The 19591-nt window shown below is 38.5% G+C and carries 18 protein-coding genes and 1 other annotated feature; all 18 genes read left to right on the forward strand.

Going from position 1 to position 19591, the window contains the following annotated elements; all coding sequences use genetic code 11:
- Window positions 1-18: 18 nt before the first annotated feature.
- The 18 genes from JOE23_RS03660 (at window position 19) to pyrE (ending at window position 19461) form a co-directional block, all read left to right on the forward strand.
- Window positions 19-699: a YggS family pyridoxal phosphate-dependent enzyme gene (locus tag JOE23_RS03660; RefSeq protein WP_204435945.1), complete on the forward strand. Its 681-nt coding sequence runs from the start codon at window positions 19-21 to the stop codon at window positions 697-699.
- 9 nt (window positions 700-708) lie between these two features.
- A complete protein-coding gene (locus tag JOE23_RS03665; protein ID WP_204435946.1) occupies window positions 709-1149 on the forward strand; it encodes a cell division protein SepF in 441 nt (146 codons plus the stop codon).
- 4 nt (window positions 1150-1153) lie between these two features.
- Window positions 1154-1417, forward strand: coding sequence for a YggT family protein (locus tag JOE23_RS03670; protein ID WP_204435947.1), 264 nt, complete (start codon window positions 1154-1156; stop codon window positions 1415-1417).
- A gap of 12 nt (window positions 1418-1429) precedes the next feature.
- Window positions 1430-2215 carry a YlmH family RNA-binding protein gene (locus JOE23_RS03675; protein ID WP_338021886.1) on the forward strand — a complete coding sequence of 262 codons (786 nt, stop codon included), beginning with the start codon at window positions 1430-1432 and terminating at the stop codon, window positions 2213-2215.
- Between the two features lie 86 nt (window positions 2216-2301).
- A complete protein-coding gene (locus JOE23_RS03680; protein ID WP_204435948.1) occupies window positions 2302-2802 on the forward strand; it encodes a DivIVA domain-containing protein in 501 nt (166 codons plus the stop codon).
- 76 nt (window positions 2803-2878) lie between these two features.
- Window positions 2879-3109: a binding site (T-box leader), on the forward strand.
- A 190-nt stretch (window positions 3110-3299) separates the two neighbouring features.
- On the forward strand, window positions 3300-6047 hold the full coding sequence (gene ileS, locus JOE23_RS03685; RefSeq protein WP_204435949.1) for an isoleucine--tRNA ligase: 2748 nt from the start codon (window positions 3300-3302) through the stop codon (window positions 6045-6047).
- A gap of 103 nt (window positions 6048-6150) precedes the next feature.
- Window positions 6151-6615 (forward strand): signal peptidase II, encoded by a 465-nt coding sequence (lspA, locus tag JOE23_RS03690; protein ID WP_204435950.1) that lies wholly within the window; start codon window positions 6151-6153, stop codon window positions 6613-6615.
- On the forward strand, window positions 6615-7529 hold the full coding sequence (locus JOE23_RS03695) for an RluA family pseudouridine synthase (RefSeq protein ID WP_204435951.1): 915 nt from the start codon (window positions 6615-6617) through the stop codon (window positions 7527-7529). Before lspA ends, JOE23_RS03695 begins: the two co-directional genes overlap by 1 nt.
- Before the next feature lie 234 nt (window positions 7530-7763).
- Window positions 7764-8306: a bifunctional pyr operon transcriptional regulator/uracil phosphoribosyltransferase PyrR gene (pyrR, locus tag JOE23_RS03700; protein ID WP_204435952.1), complete on the forward strand. Its 543-nt coding sequence runs from the start codon at window positions 7764-7766 to the stop codon at window positions 8304-8306.
- A gap of 272 nt (window positions 8307-8578) precedes the next feature.
- Window positions 8579-9940 (forward strand): solute carrier family 23 protein, encoded by a 1362-nt coding sequence (locus JOE23_RS03705; protein ID WP_204435953.1) that lies wholly within the window; start codon window positions 8579-8581, stop codon window positions 9938-9940.
- Window positions 9941-10006: 66 nt separating this feature from the next.
- On the forward strand, window positions 10007-10942 hold the full coding sequence (locus JOE23_RS03710; RefSeq protein WP_204435954.1) for an aspartate carbamoyltransferase catalytic subunit: 936 nt from the start codon (window positions 10007-10009) through the stop codon (window positions 10940-10942).
- A complete protein-coding gene (locus tag JOE23_RS03715) occupies window positions 10902-12188 on the forward strand; it encodes a dihydroorotase (RefSeq protein WP_204435955.1) in 1287 nt (428 codons plus the stop codon). Before JOE23_RS03710 ends, JOE23_RS03715 begins: the two co-directional genes overlap by 41 nt.
- Window positions 12185-13267: a carbamoyl phosphate synthase small subunit gene (locus tag JOE23_RS03720; protein WP_204435956.1), complete on the forward strand. Its 1083-nt coding sequence runs from the start codon at window positions 12185-12187 to the stop codon at window positions 13265-13267. Before JOE23_RS03715 ends, JOE23_RS03720 begins: the two co-directional genes overlap by 4 nt.
- Window positions 13267-16467, forward strand: coding sequence for a carbamoyl-phosphate synthase large subunit (gene carB, locus JOE23_RS03725; protein WP_204435957.1), 3201 nt, complete (start codon window positions 13267-13269; stop codon window positions 16465-16467). Before JOE23_RS03720 ends, carB begins: the two co-directional genes overlap by 1 nt.
- Window positions 16467-17234 (forward strand): dihydroorotate dehydrogenase electron transfer subunit, encoded by a 768-nt coding sequence (locus tag JOE23_RS03730; RefSeq protein WP_204435958.1) that lies wholly within the window; start codon window positions 16467-16469, stop codon window positions 17232-17234. Before carB ends, JOE23_RS03730 begins: the two co-directional genes overlap by 1 nt.
- A complete protein-coding gene (locus tag JOE23_RS03735) occupies window positions 17231-18148 on the forward strand; it encodes a dihydroorotate dehydrogenase (protein ID WP_204435959.1) in 918 nt (305 codons plus the stop codon). Before JOE23_RS03730 ends, JOE23_RS03735 begins: the two co-directional genes overlap by 4 nt.
- Window positions 18141-18857 carry an orotidine-5'-phosphate decarboxylase gene (gene pyrF / locus JOE23_RS03740; RefSeq protein WP_204435960.1) on the forward strand — a complete coding sequence of 239 codons (717 nt, stop codon included), beginning with the start codon at window positions 18141-18143 and terminating at the stop codon, window positions 18855-18857. The genes JOE23_RS03735 and pyrF overlap by 8 nt, the downstream gene beginning before the upstream one ends.
- Window positions 18841-19461: an orotate phosphoribosyltransferase gene (pyrE, locus tag JOE23_RS03745; protein ID WP_204435961.1), complete on the forward strand. Its 621-nt coding sequence runs from the start codon at window positions 18841-18843 to the stop codon at window positions 19459-19461. The genes pyrF and pyrE overlap by 17 nt, the downstream gene beginning before the upstream one ends.
- Window positions 19462-19591: the final 130 nt, after the last annotated feature.

The raw sequence follows: 19591 nt of genomic DNA on the forward strand, positions 1-19591 counted from the left end.
TGTAGTAAGGAGGATTCAATGTCTGTTTCAACTAATCTTGACCAGATTAAGCAGCAAATTGAATATAGCTGCGATCAAGTCAATCGCTCATCTGACGAAATTACTATAATCGCAGTTACAAAATATGTTACAATAGATCGTACAAAGCAAGTCATTGAAGCAGGTATTAATCATATAGCAGAGAACAGAGATCAAGGGCTACTTGAAAAACAGTCAGCGATTCAAAATCAAGATGTGCGCTGGCATTTTATTGGGAATTTACAATCCAAAAAGGTAAAAAAGGTTATTAATGAAGTTGATTATTTCCATGCATTAGATCGATTATCACTTGCTAAAGAAATCAATAAGCGAGCAATTAAAAAAATCCAATGCTTTGTTCAAGTAAATATAAGTGGTGAAACCTCTAAAAGCGGACTTGCTCCTCATGAGGTTGAAGATTTTATTGCTGATCTTGGTATTTACTCAAATATTGAAGTTATTGGACTTATGACAATGGCGCCGTTTACGAGTGATAAGGAAACGTTACGTCATGTTTTTCGGTCACTGCGAGTATTAAGAGATCAGATTGCGTTAAAGGCCTATTCTCATGCACCGTGTACAGAGTTGTCGATGGGAATGAGTAATGATTATCACATTGCAGTAGAAGAAGGGGCAACGTATATCCGAATTGGTTCCAAACTAGTGGGAACAGAAGGGTAGGGGTGAGAGATGAGTATAAAGAATAAATTCAGAACATTATTTTCAGTTGAAGATGAAGAGTATTATGAAGAACTAGCACCCGATGAAACGGAAGAATTATCAAGGCGAAGTCAAAAGCAGGACAAAAAAGACCCGAAAAATGTAGTTAGTTTGAAGTCAGTTCAAGCTCAAACAAAAGTCGTGCTTTCTGAACCGCGATCTTATGATGAAACGCAAGATATCGCTGATCAGATTGTTAATCGTCGCTCAGTGGTGATTAACTTACAGAGGGTTGATTATCAACAAGCGAAGCGTATCGTTGATTTTCTAAGTGGTACGGTGTATGCTGTTTCTGGAGAAATTCAAAAATTAGGGCCTCATACTTTTTTGTGTACGCCTGACAATGTTGAAATAACAGGAAATATAACTCAAATGGTAGAAGATGAAGAAGATTTTGAGCAAAGGTGGTAAATGAATGGTATTTTTTGAAAGGTTAGTATTTCAATTAGTTAATTTATATCAGATCGCTATTGTCATTTATATTTTAATGTCGTGGTTTCCTGGTTCACGTGAGTCATCAATTGGTCGATTGCTTGCAAATATTGTAGAACCTTACCTTGAACCATTTAGAAAAATTATACCACCCATTGGCATGCTTGATATCTCAGCCCTTGTTGCACTGATTACATTGCGATTAGCAACAACCGGTTTAGATGTCCTATTCTCATTCTTTCGATAAGGCGGCAGATACATGATGGATATATATCAGCATTTTCGCAAAGATGAGCAGGGTTTTATTGATCAAGTTTTAAACTGGCGTGAACAAGTGGATCGCCAGTATGTTCCAAAATATAGTGATTTTTTAGATCCAAGGGAGCAATTGATATTTCGGACGATTATCGGACAAGATACGCCATTTAAATTAACCTTTAATGGTGGTTTTGAAGGGGCAGAACGCAAGCAGGCATTTCTTGCGCCTTATTATGAAGCGGTAGATCAAGCCGTCTTTCCTATTCGTGTGCTATCTGCTAGTTATCCAGTGAAATTTGTTAATATAGCGCATCGTGATGTGTTAGGTGCCGTTTTATCGCTAGGCTTACATCGAAAGAAACTTGGAGATATTGTCATTGATGCTGAACGTGGTCTAATACAGATGGCTGTGAGTACGGATATTGCAGATTTTGTTACGATGCAACTGACGTCAATTAAAAAGGCCACACTACAATTTCAAATTGTTTCCGAAAAAAAGAAGCTTGCGATTGAAAATGAATGGAATGTTCAAGAAGCAACCGTTTCTTCACTTCGGTTAGATGTGCTTATCAAACATTTTTACCGTTATTCTAGAAAAGATGCCTCTGCTTTAATTGACAAAGGTTATATTAAAGTTAATTTTAAAGTTGTTGAGGACCCGGCATTTTTAGTTGAACCGGGTGATGTCCTTTCTTGCCGCGGTAAAGGTAGAAGCCGTTTGGATGAAATTATTGGAGAAACCAAAAAAGAAAAAAAGCGTATTCAATATGCTTTGTTAAAAGATTAAACAATTTTGTATATTTAGCAGGATATTTAATTAAATATGTCGAATACACCAGTTAAGTTAAACAACAGATAGAGGAGGTGGCCGTTGTGCCATTGACACCATTGGACATTCATAATAAAGAGTTTACCCGTGGTATTAGGGGATACGATCAAGATGAAGTAAACGAATTTCTTGATCAGGTTATTAAAGATTATGAATTAGTTATTCGTGAAAAAAAAGATTTAAAGCGACAAGTTGATGAACTTCAAGAAAAATTAGGACATTTTTCAAATATTGAAGAGACTTTAAATAAATCGATTTTAATTGCGCAACAAACAGCTGAAGAAGTTAAAGGTAATGCGACAAAAGAGTCTAAATTAATTGTTAGAGAAGCAGAAAAAAATGCTGATCGTATTATTAACGAAGCATTAGAAAAATCAAGAAAAATAGAGATTGAAGTCGAAGAACTAAAGAAGCAAGGCAAAGTATTTCGAACACGGTTGAAAATGTTAGTAGAAGCTCAGCTTGAACTAGTTGAAAATGGAGATTGGGATCAACTGTTGCAACTACCGATTGGCACTGGAGATACAGACGAAGAAGATATGTAGGTGGAGCTTGACGTAATTGAATTTATTACATATAATGCATAGACGAAGATTATATATTATTTAACCTATATTATCGATAAAAGCAATGCGAGGAAGAGTAGATTTTTCATTCCTTATTTAAGCGAGCTAGGAAATGGTGAAAGCCTAGTATAAGTAGAGAAATTGAAGATCATCCTTAAGCTTTCTTTTTGAACGCTAAACCTATTAGCTAGTAAAAAAGAACGGTTCATCACGTTACGATGCTATAAGTGAGTTGCAATATGCTGTAACTAACTAGGGTGGTACCGCGAGTTCTCTCGTCCCTTCGAGGATGTGAGGGCTTTTTTATGTGTTAGAAAAGGGATAATATGTTAGCAAAGAAGTGGTAACTGGCGAAGTTACCATTTGAAAACACTAATGATGAAAAAACAACACATTCGCTAAATGCTAACAATATAACAAAATCCTTTTAAAGGAGTTACTGGCGAGCAAGTGTTATAAAAGAAGGAGGAAATAAAATGGATTACAAAGAAACGTTGTTAATGCCGAAAACTGAATTTCCAATGCGAGGGAATTTACCTAACAAAGAACCAAAAATTCAAGAACAATGGGATGAAGCTGCGCTTTATCAAAAAGCCCAAAAACGGACAAACGGTCGTCCTTTATTTGTACTTCATGATGGACCGCCATATGCCAATGGGGACCTCCATATGGGGCATGCATTAAATAAAATTTTAAAAGATTTTATTGTTAAATATAAATCGATGTCAGGTTTTCATGCACCGTATGTACCTGGATGGGATACGCATGGACTACCGATCGAAACCGCACTTGCAAAGAAAAAAGTCGATCGTAAGAAAATGTCAGCAGCAGAATTCAGACAAAAATGTGCAGAATATGCATTAAAGCAAGTAGATAATCAACGGACCCAGTTCAAACAACTTGGTGTTCGAGGCGATTGGGAAAACCCTTATGTAACATTAGATAAGGCTTACGAAGCAGCTCAAATTGAAGTCTTTGGAGAAATGGCTAAAAAGGGCTACATTTATAAAGGTTTAAAACCTGTTTATTGGTCACCATCATCTGAATCGGCATTAGCAGAAGCTGAAATTGAATATCAAGATAAACGTTCACCTTCAATCTATGTCGCTTTCGAAGTAAAAGAAGGTAAAGATTTATTAGCGGGTGATGAGAAGTTTGTGATTTGGACCACAACCCCTTGGACGATTCCAGCTAACTTAGCGATTGCACTGCATGCGGATTTAAATTATGTCGTTGTACATGTTAACAATGAAAAGCTTATTATTGCTGAAGCCCTTGTAGAAAACGTAGCAAAAGTATTGGAATGGGAAGACTATCAAATTTTAAAAACGTTTAAAGGAAAAGAAGCGGAGCGTTTAGTTGCTAAGCATCCATTTTATGATCGTGATTCACTTATTATATTAGGTGAGCATGTGACAACAGATGGAGGGACAGGACTCGTTCATACAGCTCCAGGTCATGGTGAAGATGACTTTCTTGTAGGGAAAGCATATGGATTGGATGTATTATGTCCGGTTGATGAAAAAGGTGTCTTTACTGATCAAGCACCTGGTTTTGAAGGTTTGTTTTATGATAAGGCTAATAAACTGATTACTGAAAAATTAGAAGAAAATAATGCCTTACTCGGTCTCACCTTTATTACACACGCTTATCCTCATGATTGGCGAACGAAAAAGCCTGTTATTTATCGTGCGACCAATCAATGGTTTGCATCTATTAAAGATTTCCGTGCTGATATTTTGGCTGAAATCGAGCGAATCAATTGGGTGCCGAAGTGGGGAGAAACACGGTTATTTAACATGGTGCGTGATCGTGAGGATTGGTGTATTTCACGACAACGTATTTGGGGCGTGCCAATTCCGGTTTTTTATGGTGAAGATCGTACACCGATTATTACAGATGAGACGATTAAACATGTAGCCAATCTATTTCGCGAACATGGTTCAAATATTTGGTTTGAATGGGAAGCGAAAGACCTGCTACCTGACGGTTTTCGCTCCGAACATAGCCCTAATGGACAATTTACAAAGGAAATGGATATTATGGATGTTTGGTTTGATTCGGGTTCTTCGCATCAAGGCGTTCTCGAACAAAGACCTGAACTTAGGCGACCTGCTGATCTTTACTTAGAAGGTTCTGATCAGTATCGTGGCTGGTTTAATTCGTCATTATCTACTTCAGTAGCTGTAACCGGAAAATCGCCTTATGAAACGATTTTAAGTCATGGCTTTGCCTTAGATGGTCAAGGACGTAAAATGAGTAAATCTGTTGGTAACGTGGTGGTTCCAGCAAAAATAATGAAACAATACGGTGCTGATATTTTACGATTGTGGGTAGCCTCTGTCGACTATCAAGCTGATGTGCGTGTGTCAGATGACATCATTAAACAAACATCTGAAGGTTATCGAAAAATTAGAAATACCTTCCGTTTCTTATTAGGGAATTTAGCAGATTTTGACCCTAAAGAACATCAAGTAGCTGATGATGATCTTCATGAACTGGATCGCTATATGTTAATTAAGTTACAGCAACTTATTAATAAGGTGAAGAAGGCTTATGATGCGTTTGATTTTTCAACGGTCTATAATCAGATTCACCAATTCTGTTCAGCGGAGTTAAGTGCATTCTATTTAGATTTTGCCAAGGATATTTTATATATTGAACCAGAGAATAGTCCGCGTCGACGTTCAATCCAAACCGTATATTATGAAACAGTTGTTAGTCTTGTTAAATTACTGACACCTATTTTAACCCATACTGCTGAAGAAATTTGGGCATATATCCCTGAGAAAGAAGCGGAGTTTGTCCAGTTAACGGATATGCCAGAACCAAGAGATATAAGAAATGCTGATCAGCTTTTAGGGAAATGGGATCAGTTCATTGCGGTGAGAGACGATATACTAAAGGCTTTAGAAGAAGCGAGAGCGGATAAAATAATCGGGAAGTCTTTGGAAGCCAAGTTAACGGTTAAAGCTAAAGATGACGCCACTAAAGCTTTGCTAGAGCAAATCGAACGTTTAGATCAGCTATTTATTGTCTCTAAAGTAGAGGTTGTAGATCAGATTGAAAGCACTAAAGACTATCATTATGTGCAAGTAAATGTGGAAAAATATGATGCCGATAAATGTGAACGTTGCTGGGTCGCTTCTGAAACGGTTGGGCAAAATGAACAACATCCTCAATTATGTCAACGTTGCGCAGAGGTTGTCATTGAACACTATTAATATTTGTTAATGTTCAGGTCTTTGCCTGAACATTTTCTTTTTTTAAAAGAATTGTGGTAAAATGCAGAAGTAAGCAAGCTTTGTTAGAAATAGGGGGAAGAACATGCGTTATTATTTAATTGCAGTTGGTGTTCTTATTTTAGACCAATTAACTAAATGGTGGATTATTAATTACATGGAATTAAGAGAAAGTTTTGCTATTGTTGAAAATGTACTGTACATAACATCACATCGAAATCCTGGAGCAGCTTGGGGGATTTTGCAAGGAAGAATGCTTTTCTTTTATATTATAACGGTGGTCGTCATTGTGGCCATTGTCTATTATATGCAAAAGTTTGCTAAACAAGATAGATGGTTAGGTATAGGTTTAGGACTTGTCTTAGGTGGTGCGATTGGTAATTTTATTGACCGTTTACTTTATCAAGAAGTGGTCGATTTTATTGATGTTTACATCGGATCTTACAATTATCCTATTTTTAATATTGCTGATTCAGCTTTAGTCGTAGGTGTAATTGTAATAGGGATTGCCACTTTAAAAGAAGAATTTGAGAAAGGGCGTTCAAAATAATGAATCTTGATGAACATTATATACAGGAGCATGAACAAAACCAACGGATTGACAAAGTGATGACCGAGATAATACCGGACACATCAAGGGCGCAAATTCAGTCGATGATTAAATCAGGGCATATTCGTGTCAACGGTGAGGTGATAAAGGCAAATTACCGTTGTGTATCTGGAGCGCATGTGACATGGACGATACCGGAACCAGAAGTATTAGAGGTTGAAGCCGAACAAATACCGCTTGATATTATTTATGAAGACGAAGATATTTTGATTGTAAATAAGGAAAAAGGGATGGTTGTACACCCATCGGCGGGACATCATTCAGGTACATTAGTTAATGCATTACTCTATCACTGTCAAGATCTATCAGGTATTAATGGTGTGATTCGACCAGGCATTGTACATCGGATTGATCGTGATACAAGTGGATTACTAATGGTTGCCAAGCATGATCAAGCCCATCAATCACTTGCAGATCAATTACAGAATAAAACGATTAAGCGTTCATATCTTGCATTAGTCCATGGCGATATTCCACATGAATATGGCACGATAGAAGCCCCGATCGGACGAAATCCCAAGGACCGCCAAAGTATGGCTGTTGTCGATGATGGCCGTGAAGCGATCACACATTTTGAAGTGATTGAACGGATTGAACATAAATATACTTTAGTAAAATGCAAACTGGAAACAGGTCGCACCCATCAAATCCGTGTGCATATGAAATATATCGGCTTTCCTTTAGTAGGTGACCCTAAATATGGTCAGCGAAAAACATTGGATGTGAAAGGACAAGCCTTACATGCACAAGAGTTAGGGCTTAAACATCCGCGCTCAAACGAGTGGCTTGAATTTAAAGTTGATCCACCGAGCATTTTTCAAAATGCTTTAAAAAAAGTTCGAGATATACATTGACTTTTGAAATGAAGTTTGAAATAATGAATACTAATAAAATAACCTTTAAGAACAGTCCCGTGAGGCTGAAAAGGAATGGATTAACCACTTAGATAATTGACGTTTATCTAAACCCTTTTCTCGTGCGCGGAGAAAAGGGTTTTTTAGTTTAACGAACACAATATGCGGAGTTGGACAGATGATGATACAGTTAAATATGTTGAGGTTATTTTAGAACAAGGGGGGCAATGAACGGTGAAGCAAAAGGCGGTCATTTTAGATCAACCGGCTATAAATCGAGCATTAACACGAATTGCGCATGAAATATTAGAGCGAAACAAAGGGGTTAATGATCTGGTTATCGTTGGTATTAAAACGAGAGGCATTCCCTTAGCTCAACGTTTAAGAAAGAAAATTACGGAGATTGAAGGCGTAGATATTCCGATTGGTGATATTGACATTACGCTTTATCGTGATGATTTAACCCATGCGTCTACTAAAAACGAACCAATGGTTAAACATACGGATTTGCAGGCAGACATTAGTGGAAAGAACGTTATTTTAGTTGATGATGTTTTATACACAGGTCGGACGGTGAGGGCCGGTATGGATGCTTTAATTGATTTAGGGAGACCGTCACAAATTCAACTTGCTGTACTAGTCGATCGCGGCCATAAAGAGTTGCCCATACGTGCTGACTACATCGGAAAGAATATTCCAACCTCTCAAGAAGAAATTGTTGTCGTGACATTAGAAGAAACCGATGAAATGGATCTTGTTAGTATTTATCACAGATAACCGTCCGTTAACGGACGCCAATGTCCTGATTCAATCAATTGACCATCAGTGGGAAAAGACCAAACTCCCCACGGATTGAAGGTTCGTTTTATTAAATAGGATCAAATTAAAATAGTTAAACCTTTAAAACAAGTCCTGTGAGGCTTGCAAGGTTGTTTAGGGATACGTGTGTGTACACGTCTACCTCTTTGCGACTTTGCAAAGAGGTTTTTTATTTGAGTGAAAAATGAAGAATATTAGAGATAGAGAGTGTTTAGAGGAGGATGTTAAACATGGAAAGATTAGATATGGTGATGGATGTTGGGGATATCCCCAAAAAATCAAAATGGTTTATGTTAAGCTTGCAACACTTATTTGCAATGTTTGGTGCTACGGTACTGGTGCCGTTCTTAACCGGCTTACCACCCGCTGTAGCCCTCGTATCAAGTGGGTCTGGTACGATTGCCTATTTATTAATTACAAAAGGTAAAATTCCCGCTTATTTAGGATCAAGCTTTGCTTTTATTGCGCCAATAGTTACAGCAATCAATGAAGGCGGCGTCCCAGCTGCAATGATGGGTAGTTTTATGGCTGGACTTGCTTATGGTGCAATAGCATTGCTAATTGGCACCTTTGGTTTAGATTGGATCATGAAAGTTTTACCCCCGATTGTAGTAGGTCCTGTTATTATCGTGATTGGACTTGGTTTAGCGCCCACAGCGATTGATATGGCGATGAATGTTGATGGCGACTATAGCGGTGCACATTTCTCAGTTGCGATTCTAACCTTGATTGTAACGATAATCGGATCCTTGTTTTTTAAAGGCTTTTTCGGTCTTATCCCCATTCTAATTGGGATTGTCGTTGGCTATGTATATGCACTCATAATAGGTATTGTGGATACCACTGGAATTAGTGCAAGTTGGGCACAAATTACCGGGGCGGACTCGATTGGTGATTTTTTCTCAGCAATATTTGTTATGCCAGATTTCGTTATTCCATTTATTGATTATTCACCAATCGATGTCCTGAATATGAATATTATTGCCATTATGGTACCTGTAGCTATTGTAACGATAGCTGAACACATTGGTGATCAAATGGTTCTCTCTAAAGTTGCTGGACGTAATTTTATTAAAAAACCTGGCTTACATCGATCGATTATGGGAGATGGGGTAGCCACTCTAATCGCTTCATGTCTAGGTGGACCGCCAAATACAACTTATGGTGAAAATATTGGTGTTTTAGCGATTACTAGAATTTTTAGTGTTTTTGTCATCGGTGGGGCTGCTGTATTAGCGATCATCTTTGGCTTCACAGGCATTATTTCAGAAGTTATCTCCTCAATTCCTTCACCGGTAATGGGCGGTGTATCAATTCTATTATTTGGAATTATTGCGTCAAGTGGTTTAAGGATGCTTGTTGATAACCAAGTCGATTTAGGTCATAATCGTAATCTTATTATTGCGTCAGTTATTTTAGTAATTGGAATTGGTGGCGCATTGATCAGATTTTCAATCTTTGGCGTAGAATTTGAAATAGCTGGTATGGCGTTAGCAGCAATTACAGGGGTAATTTTAAATCTAATTTTACCTGATAAGGAAGTTGGCTATGGAAACGGAAAAATGTTTGAAACTGAAGAGGTAGAAGAGTAAATGATTTAGGACTAGCCATTAATAATTAGCTAGTCCTTTTTATAAAAAAAAATGAGGTGAAACCATATGAATAACTTTGTCTCTATGAAAACGATAAAAGCAAATGAAATTATCAAATTATTAGAGCAAACAGATGCATTTGCTAATGGACAATCATTTGATTTATCAAGTCGTAAAAAGCGTTTTATTGCTAATCTATTTTATGAACCGAGCACACGGACTAAGATGAGCTTTGAGGTAGCAGAGAAGAAATTAGGGCTTGAAGTTTTGGATTTTCATGCTGAACGTTCAAGTGTGTTAAAAGGTGAGTCTGTTTATGATACAGCCAAAACGTTTGCTTCGATTGGGGCAGAGGCACTTGTTATTCGTCATCCAATCAATAATCAAGTCCAACAGTTGGCAGAAGCGTTAGATTTACCGGTAATTAATGCAGGAGACGGTGCAGGAGAACATCCTACACAGTCGTTGTTGGATTTATATACCATGTATCAGGAGTTCGGTGCGATTAAAGGACTCAATGTGTTAATTGTCGGTGATATTTTACACAGTCGAGTCGCCCGATCAAATGCTTATGCGTTAAAGGCACTAGGCGCAAATGTGTATCTAGCTGCAAAACCAGAATGGAAAGATCAAAGCTTAGACTTTCCCTACGTTGATTTAGATCAAGCGATTGAGCAATGTGATGTCGTTATGTTGTTACGCATTCAACTGGAACGCCATCAGCAGAGTAAAGATATAAAGGCTAGTGCATACTTAACACAATATGGTTTGACAGTGAAGCGGGAACAACGAATGAAGAAAGAGGCGATCATTATGCATCCAGCACCGATCAATCGCGGTGTTGAAATAGATGATAAGCTAGTCGAATGTCAGCGCTCAAGGATATTTAAACAAATGGAAAACGGTGTCTATGCTCGTATGGCCGTTATTCATCAACTATTAAATAAAGGGGAATCTAGACATGGCAATGATTATCAAACAATGTTCGCATACGCTCACTAATTTTAAAGAGCAAACAATCGATATAAAGATTGACCAAGGAAAGATCATTGAGATTAAGGATCATATTACAGTAACTGAAGAAGATCAATTGATTCAAGCCAAAGGAAAAATGATTGCACCTGGCTTTGTTGATGTGCATGTCCATCTACGGGAACCTGGTGGAGAAGAAAAAGAGACGATTAAAACAGGGACACAAGCAGCTGCCCATGGTGGCTATACCACCATTTGTTCGATGCCAAATACAAACCCGGTTCCGGATGATAAAGAAGTGTTACAACGCATCCAAGATGTTATCAGACGTGATGCGGTTATTCATGTGTTACCATACGCCTCGATCACAACGGGTCTAAAAGGGGAGCAACTTGTAGATATGAACGCCTTGGCAAATCAAGGAGCATTTGCTTTTACAGATGACGGTGTCGGTATTCAATCGGCCGCTGATATGATGGAAGCAATGACTCGGGCAAAGGCTGTCAACAAAGTCATTGTTGCTCATTGCGAAGATAATTCATTAATTAATAATGGAAGTGTACACCAAGGTGAAGTGAGTAAAAGGCTAGGGATTAACGGCATTCCATCTGTTTGTGAATCAACTCAAATTGCCCGCGATGTTTTGCTAGCTGAGGCTACAGGTTGTCATTATCATGTATGCCACGTTAGCACAAAAGAATCTGTTCGAGTGATTAGAAATGCAAAGCGAGCAGGAATACAGGTGACAGCTGAAGTTAGTCCGCACCATCTCTTATTAAATGAAACCGCGATTAAGGAAGCTGATCCACAATTTAAGATGAATCCACCGTTACGAACTCAGGCTGATCAAATCGCTTTATGGGAAGGACTAGTTGATGGAACAATTGATTTTATTGCTACCGATCATGCGCCACATACTAAATTAGAGAAACAACAGCCCATTGATAAGGCGCCTTTTGGTATCGTTGGACTTGAAACAGCTTTTGCACTTTTACACACCCACCTTGTTCAAACAGGAAAATGTCAGATCGATCAATTAATTGACTGGTTAGCAATGAAGCCAGCAGAGGTGTTTGGTTTAAATAAAGGTAAGATTGAAGTTGGCGCTGATGCTGATCTTGTTTTAATCGATTTAGCAAAAACATGGACGATTGATGCGCAAGACTTTTATTCAAAAGGTAAAAATACCCCTTTTAATCAGTGGGAGGTAACAGGTAAGCCGATGATGACAATCGCTAATGGAACGATTGTATATGGGGAGGAGCAAATGGCATGAAGAGAGACTTGATATTAGAAGACGGGACCGTTTTTACGGGTGAGGCATTAGGTGATTTAAGTGAGAAACAAGGGGAAATTGTATTTAATACAGGCATGACAGGGTATCAAGAGATTTTATCTGATCCGTCCTATTGTGGGCAAATGGTAACGATGACTTATCCGCTAATCGGTAATTATGGTATCAATCGTGACGATTTTGAATCGATTAATCCATCCATTCATGGTTTGATTGTCAAGGAAATGTGTGATCAACCTTCAAATTTCCGCCACGAAATGCGACTAGATACTTATCTTGCTTCAAAAGGGATACCAGCTATTTCAGGAATTGATACGCGACAATTAACTAAAAAAATTCGTCAACATGGGACGATGCGAGCGATACTTACCGGTGCTAAATCAGCACAAACAGAAGCCGTGAACTGGTCTCCGATTATTAAGGATCAAGTTAAGCGTGTGTCAACGAAGAACCCTTATGTAGTACCTGGACGAGGCTATCGTGTGGTCCTTGTCGATTTTGGTATGAAGCATGGTATTTTGAGGGATTTAACTAAACGTAATTGTCATGTAACGGTTGTCCCTTATTGGTACTCAGCACAAGATATTATGGCATTAAAACCTGATGGGCTTATGCTAACAAACGGTCCAGGAGATCCCAAACATGTGCCAGAAGCAATTAATATGATTAAAGCTATACTTGGACGTGTCCCTATTTTCGGAATTTGTCTAGGCCATCAACTTTTAGCATTAGCTTGTGGTGCCAATACAGAAAAGATGAAATTTGGCCATCGTGGTGCCAACCATCCCGTAAAAGATTTGCAATTAAATCGGACATTTTTAACTTCACAAAATCATGGTTATGCGGTAAAGGCGAATTCACTTAACGATACCGACTTAATGTTGACACATGTAGCGATTAACGATGAGACCGTAGAAGGTGTTAGTCATCGTTATTATTCAGCCTTTTCTGTTCAATATCATCCAGAAAGTTCACCAGGACCAGAAGATACCAGCTATTTATTTGATCAATTTATTACAGAAATTAAAGCAAATAAACAAGAAAACAAGGGGGCAATATAATGCCTAAACGTCAAGATATAGAAAAGATTTTGGTGATTGGCTCTGGTCCTATTATTATTGGACAGGCTGCCGAATTTGATTATTCAGGAACACAAGCTTGTCAAGCGTTAAAGGAAGAAGGTTATCAAGTTGTCTTGGCGAATTCCAATCCTGCTACAATTATGACGGATCATACCATTGCGGACACGGTATATATGGAGCCACTGACCGTAGATTTTTTAGCGAAGATTATTCGTAAAGAGCGACCAGACGCGATTCTACCTACATTAGGTGGTCAAACTGGATTGAATTTAGCAATTGCTTTACAGGATAGTGGCGTATTAGACCAATACCCTACTGAAATGTTAGGCACAAGTTTAGACGCGATTCAATTAGCTGAAGATCGTGAAAAATTTCGTCAACTGATGCATCAATTAAATGAACCGGTACCAGAAAGTGAAATTGTGACATCAATTGATGAGGCGTTAGATTTTGCCGATCAAATTGGTTATCCACTTATTGTTCGCCCTGCATACACTTTAGGGGGTACTGGCGGTGGAATGTGCTTCAACGAAACAGATTTAAAAGAGATTACCAGAAACGGCTTGAGCTTGTCTCCAGTGGGACAATGTTTAATTGAACGTAATATTGCCGGATTTAAAGAGATTGAATATGAAGTAATGCGTGATCATAAGGATCAAGCCATAGTCGTTTGTAATATGGAAAATATTGATCCAGTTGGTATTCATACTGGTGATTCTGTTGTTGTTGCTCCTTCTCAAACATTAAGTGATCGAGAATATCAATTATTACGCAATGCATCATTAAAAATTATTCGAGCCCTTAAAATTGAGGGCGGTTGTAATGTTCAATTAGCACTTGATCCGAAAAGTTTTGACTATTACATTATTGAGGTCAATCCTCGTGTGAGTCGATCATCTGCTTTAGCTTCGAAAGCAACAGGCTATCCGATTGCGAAAATTGCTGCAAAAATAGCTGTCGGCTTGACTTTAGATGAAATTAAAAACCCGATCACGAAAACAACGTATGCTGCTTTTGAGCCGGCGTTGGATTATGTCGTAACAAAATTTCCGCGTTTCCCATTTGATAAATTTACAGCAGGTAATCGAAGGTTAGGGACACAGATGAAAGCAACTGGTGAAGTTATGGCGATCGGTCGAAACTTTGAAGAAGCCTTTTTAAAAGGAATTCGTTCGTTAGATTTTAATGCGGATGATTTTTATTTAAGTGAACTTACTTCAGTGTCTGACCAAGAATTAGAAGATCGAGTTGCTCAACCTGATGATCAGAGAATCTTTGTTGTTGCAGAACTATTCCGCAGAAATTATACAGTTGAAACGCTTCATCGTTTAACCCAAATTGATGGTTTCTTTTTAAATAAAATAGCTAAAATAATAGATTTTGAACAAGAACTACAAGATCATCCATTAGATAAAGCTTATTTAAAATTCGCCAAAACAATCGGCTTCTCCGATGCGCAATTGGCTCGAATAACGGATCAATCAGAAGATCAGATTTACCAACTACGCAAAACTTACCACATTCAACCGGTTTATAAAATGGTTGATACTTGCGCAGCGGAGTTTGAGTCTGCTACACCCTATTTTTATAGTAGCTACGAATGTGAACAAGAATCGAAGGTTTCTGATCGGGAGAAAGTGATTGTGATCGGTTCAGGCCCAATCCGAATTGGACAAGGGATTGAATTTGATTATGCTACTGTACACTCCGTTCTCGCTTTAAAAGAATTAGGTTATGAAGCGATTATTATGAATAGCAATCCAGAAACCGTCTCAACCGATTTTAGCGTGTCAGATAAGCTTTACTTTGAGCCCTTAACATTAGAGGACGTCATGCATGTGGTAGAGTTAGAGCAACCTTTGGGAGTCATTGTTCAGTTTGGTGGACAAACCGCTATTAATTTGGCAGAAGGGTTGCAAAGAAGAGGGGTAAAGATTTTAGGAACCTCGTTAGAAGCAATTGATCAGGCTGAAGATCGCGATAAATTTGAGCGTATGCTATCACAATTACAAATTCCACAGCCGACAGGGGAAAGTGTCCGAGAAATTGAGCACGCAAAAGAAGTTGCTAAAAAAATTGGCTATCCGGTGCTTGTGAGGCCATCGTATGTCATCGGTGGTAGCCAAATGGAAATTGTTTATAATGACGATGAATTACAACATTATTTGAACAAAACAACACATATTAAACGTAAACACCCGGTTCTTATTGATAAATATTTAACAGGAATCGAAGTGGAGGTCGATGCGATTAGTGATGGTGAAACAACAATCATACCAGGTATTATGGAGCATATTGAACGAGCGGGTGTGCACTCTGGGGATTCAATTGCGGTCTATCCAACGCAACGGATTGCTCCAAATATTAAACAACAATTAATTGATACAACGATTAAGATTGCAGAAACGTTAAAAATAAGAGGATTAATTAACATTCAATTTGTTGTTCATCACAATGATGTCTATGTCTTGGAAGTTAACCCAAGAGCAAGTCGAACGATTCCTTTCCTCAGTAAAATTACGGGTGTTACGATGGCAAACTTAGCGACACGTGCGATTCTAGGTGAAAAATTGCAGGCATTAGGTTATCAAAGTGGTTTACTGCCGGAGGCGAATTATGTATCAGTAAAAGTGCCTGTCTTCTCCTTTGAAAAATTGAGAAGTGTAGATACCATGTTAGGACCTGAGATGAAATCAACCGGTGAGGCAATTGGTCGTGATAAAACATTAGCTAAAGCCTTATTTAAAGGTTTAACTGCTTCAGGTTTAAAAATACCATTTGAAGGTGCAGTGCTGATGACCGTTGCAGATAAAGACAAGGAAGAAGCCTGCACCATTGCCCAACGTTTTCAGGAACTAGGTTTTAATATTTATGCAACGACTGGTACTGCTCAATATCTATCAAGTAAAAACGTGAATGTTCAAGAAGTTGGCAAAATCGGTTCAGATCAAGAGAATGTCTTATCAATCATTGAACAAAATCAAGTGCAATTTGTCGTTAACACATTAACTTCAGGTAAGAAACCAAGAAGTGACGGCTTTCGTATTCGTAGAGAAGCAGTTGAACATGGAATAGCTTGTTTGACTAGTCTTGATACAGCTACGGCTATATTAGATGTGATTGATTCGACTACATTTTCTGCGCAACCTGTTGTAGCTAATCAGGAGGTTATTCGATAATGAAAGTTTGCGAAGCAGTGATTGATGATATTAAACAAATTGCCAGAGATACGATGCAAGTCAATTTAAAAGTTGAAGCAAATGTATTGCAGACGATAAAACCTGGTCAATTCGTGCACATTCAAGTAAATAATGGAACAGAGCATATGCTACGTCGCCCCATTTCTGTTGCCAATATTGACCAAGAACGTCAATTGCTAACGATTGTATTTAAAGTATTTGGGCAAGGTACAGCTAAATTAGCAGTATACCAAGCAGGTCAGTCTATCAACCTTCTGATTCCTTGTGGACAAGGTTATCCCATTGAAGAATTGCAGATAAAAAAAGCGTTATTAATCGGCGGGGGCATTGGCGTCCCCCCACTCTATTACTTAGCACGTCAATTGGCGAAAAAAAACATTGAAGTCATTTCATTGCTCGGTTTTCAAACGAAAGCAGATGTTTTTTATCAGCAAAATTTCGAAGCTATTGGGCAATGTTTTGTGACAACGATTGATGGTAGCTATGGCTATAAGGGTGTGGTGACTGATGTGATTAAACAGGAAAATTTGCTATTTGATTATTATTTTAGTTGTGGCCCAACAGCGATGTTACGCGCGGTTCAAGCAGAGCTAACGAACTATCCTGGCTATATTTCCCTTGAGGAGCGCATGGGTTGTGGCATCGGAGCTTGCTATGCTTGTGTCGTACCGAGTAAGGATCAAGCGACTTACAAGAAGATTTGTCAAGATGGTCCTGTGTTTCAAGCAAACGAGGTGAGTATATGAGTGATTTAACCGTTCAATTGCCAGGGTTAGATTTGAAGAATCCAATTATGCCAGCATCAGGCTGTTTTAGTTTTGGTCGTGAATATAGCAAATTTTATTGTTTAAGTCAGCTTGGTGCGATCATGATTAAAGCGGCAACAGCAGACAAACGGCTTGGTAATGCCACACCGAGAGTAGCGGAAACACATGCTGGCATGTTAAATGCAATTGGTTTACAAAATCCTGGTGTCGAAGCGATTATTGATCACGAGCTTCCTTTTCTCCAAACATTTGATGTGCCTGTTATCGCAAATGTTGCGGGTTCAACCATTGAAGAATATGAATCCGTTGCTCGTGCTTTAAAGCGAACTGAAGCTATCTCAGCGATAGAGTTGAATATTTCTTGCCCTAATGTCAAAGAAGGCGGGGTGCAATTTGGTACGCGTCCAGAACTAGCAGCAGAAGTAACCCAACGTGTAAAGGCGGCTAGTAATGTGCCCGTTTACGTAAAGCTATCACCAAACGTCACTGATATTGTAGAAATTGCACAAGCGGTTGAACAAGCTGGAGCAGATGGGCTAACGATGATTAACACGTTAACAGGCATGAAAATAGATTTAAAGAAAAGACAACCATTATTAGCCAATCAAGTAGGCGGTTTATCCGGTCCGGCAATCAAACCGGTTGCGATTCGGATGATATACCAAGTTTACCAAGCAGTTACGATACCAATCATTGGCATGGGAGGGATCACCTCAACAGATGATGTGATTGAATTTTTATTAGCCGGTGCAAGTGCTGTTGCGATTGGAACCGCTAATTTCAAAAATCCAATGATCTGCTCGGAGATCATTGAACAATTACCTCATGCTTTAAAAAAATATCATTTTGCGTCAGTTAAAGACGCGATTGGGAAGGGACATGGACATGGATAATTCAATTTATATTGCACTAGATTTTCCAGATTGGCAAGAAACTGAACATTTTCTAAACAGACATCAACTCACACAAGCTTCAGTGAAGGTAGGCATGGAACTTTTTTATCGTGAAGGGCCGGATGTAATTAAGCGACTAAATGATCGTGGTCATGCGGTTTTTCTTGATTTAAAACTTCATGATATTCCGACAACGATTTATAAAGCGATGAAAAACATAGCTAAATTGAATGTTGCGCTAACAAATGTTCATGGGCTAGGTGGTAGTGAAATGGTGAAAGCTGCCAAACAAGGCTTATTAGATGGGACAGAAGGACAGCAAACCCCTAAGCTATTAGCGGTGACACTGCTAACTTCAATCGATCAAACAGTCGTGAATAACGAGTTGAAAATGCCAAATACACTAGAAAATATCGTTGTTGATTTAGCGAAACTGGCGCAAAATAACGGGGCTGATGGCGTGGTATGTTCGGCACATGAGGCACCCAAACTTAAAGCAACATGTGGCCAATCTTTTCTCGCAGTCACACCAGGCATTCGATTGTCAGATACGGCATCAAATGATCAGAAGCGTGTCGCTACACCTGCATTTGCAAAAGAAAAAGGAGCAGATGCCTTAGTAATCGGTAGAAGTATTACCACAGCTCATGATCCAAAAGCAAATTACTTAGCAGCGTTAAAGGAGTGGCAAGATGACAAACTTAGCTAATAAAGTGATCGCCAATTTATATGAGATTGAAGCGATCCAGATTAAACCAGATCGTTCTTTCACTTGGACTTCGGGGATAAAATCGCCTATCTACTGTGATAATCGGTTAACGATGGCGTATCCGAAAGTACGTAAACAGATTACCCAAGGATTTGTTGAAAAACTCCAAAGTTACATTGAAGAAATTGATGTGATAGCAGGTTGTGCAACAGCAGGGATTCCCCATGCAGCATGGTTAGCCGATGCATTAAATATGCCATTGGCTTATGTTAGAGGTAAAGCAAAAGCACACGGTAAAGGAAATCAAATTGAAGGTGTGATCAAGCAAGGTGATAAAGTTGTGGTTATCGAAGATTTAATTTCGACAGGTGGTTCTGTTCTAGAAACAGTAAAAGCTATTGAAGCGGTTGGAGCAAAAGTGATTGGCGTGTTAGCCATATTTAGCTATGGTTTAAATAAGTCAGTGCAAGCTTTTGATTCATTAAATATTCATTATCAGACGTTAGCTGATTTTGATTTATTAATTAAATTTTTACAAGATAATCATGAAATTACTAATGCTGAAGCGATTGATTTACTTGAATGGCGTGATCAATTAGGTTAATCTACTATGTTCGGATACATAGGTCAGTTGTTTTCATGTGAACAAATTGTTTTTTTATATAGACGCATGAAAACAATGTTTATATTTAATTATTTCAAGTTTATTGTATGTAGTGGGAAAATGAGGATTA

The sequence above is a fragment of the Amphibacillus cookii genome (assembly GCF_016908375.1).
Classification (GTDB): Bacteria; Bacillota; Bacilli; order Bacillales; family Amphibacillaceae; genus Amphibacillus_C; species Amphibacillus_C cookii.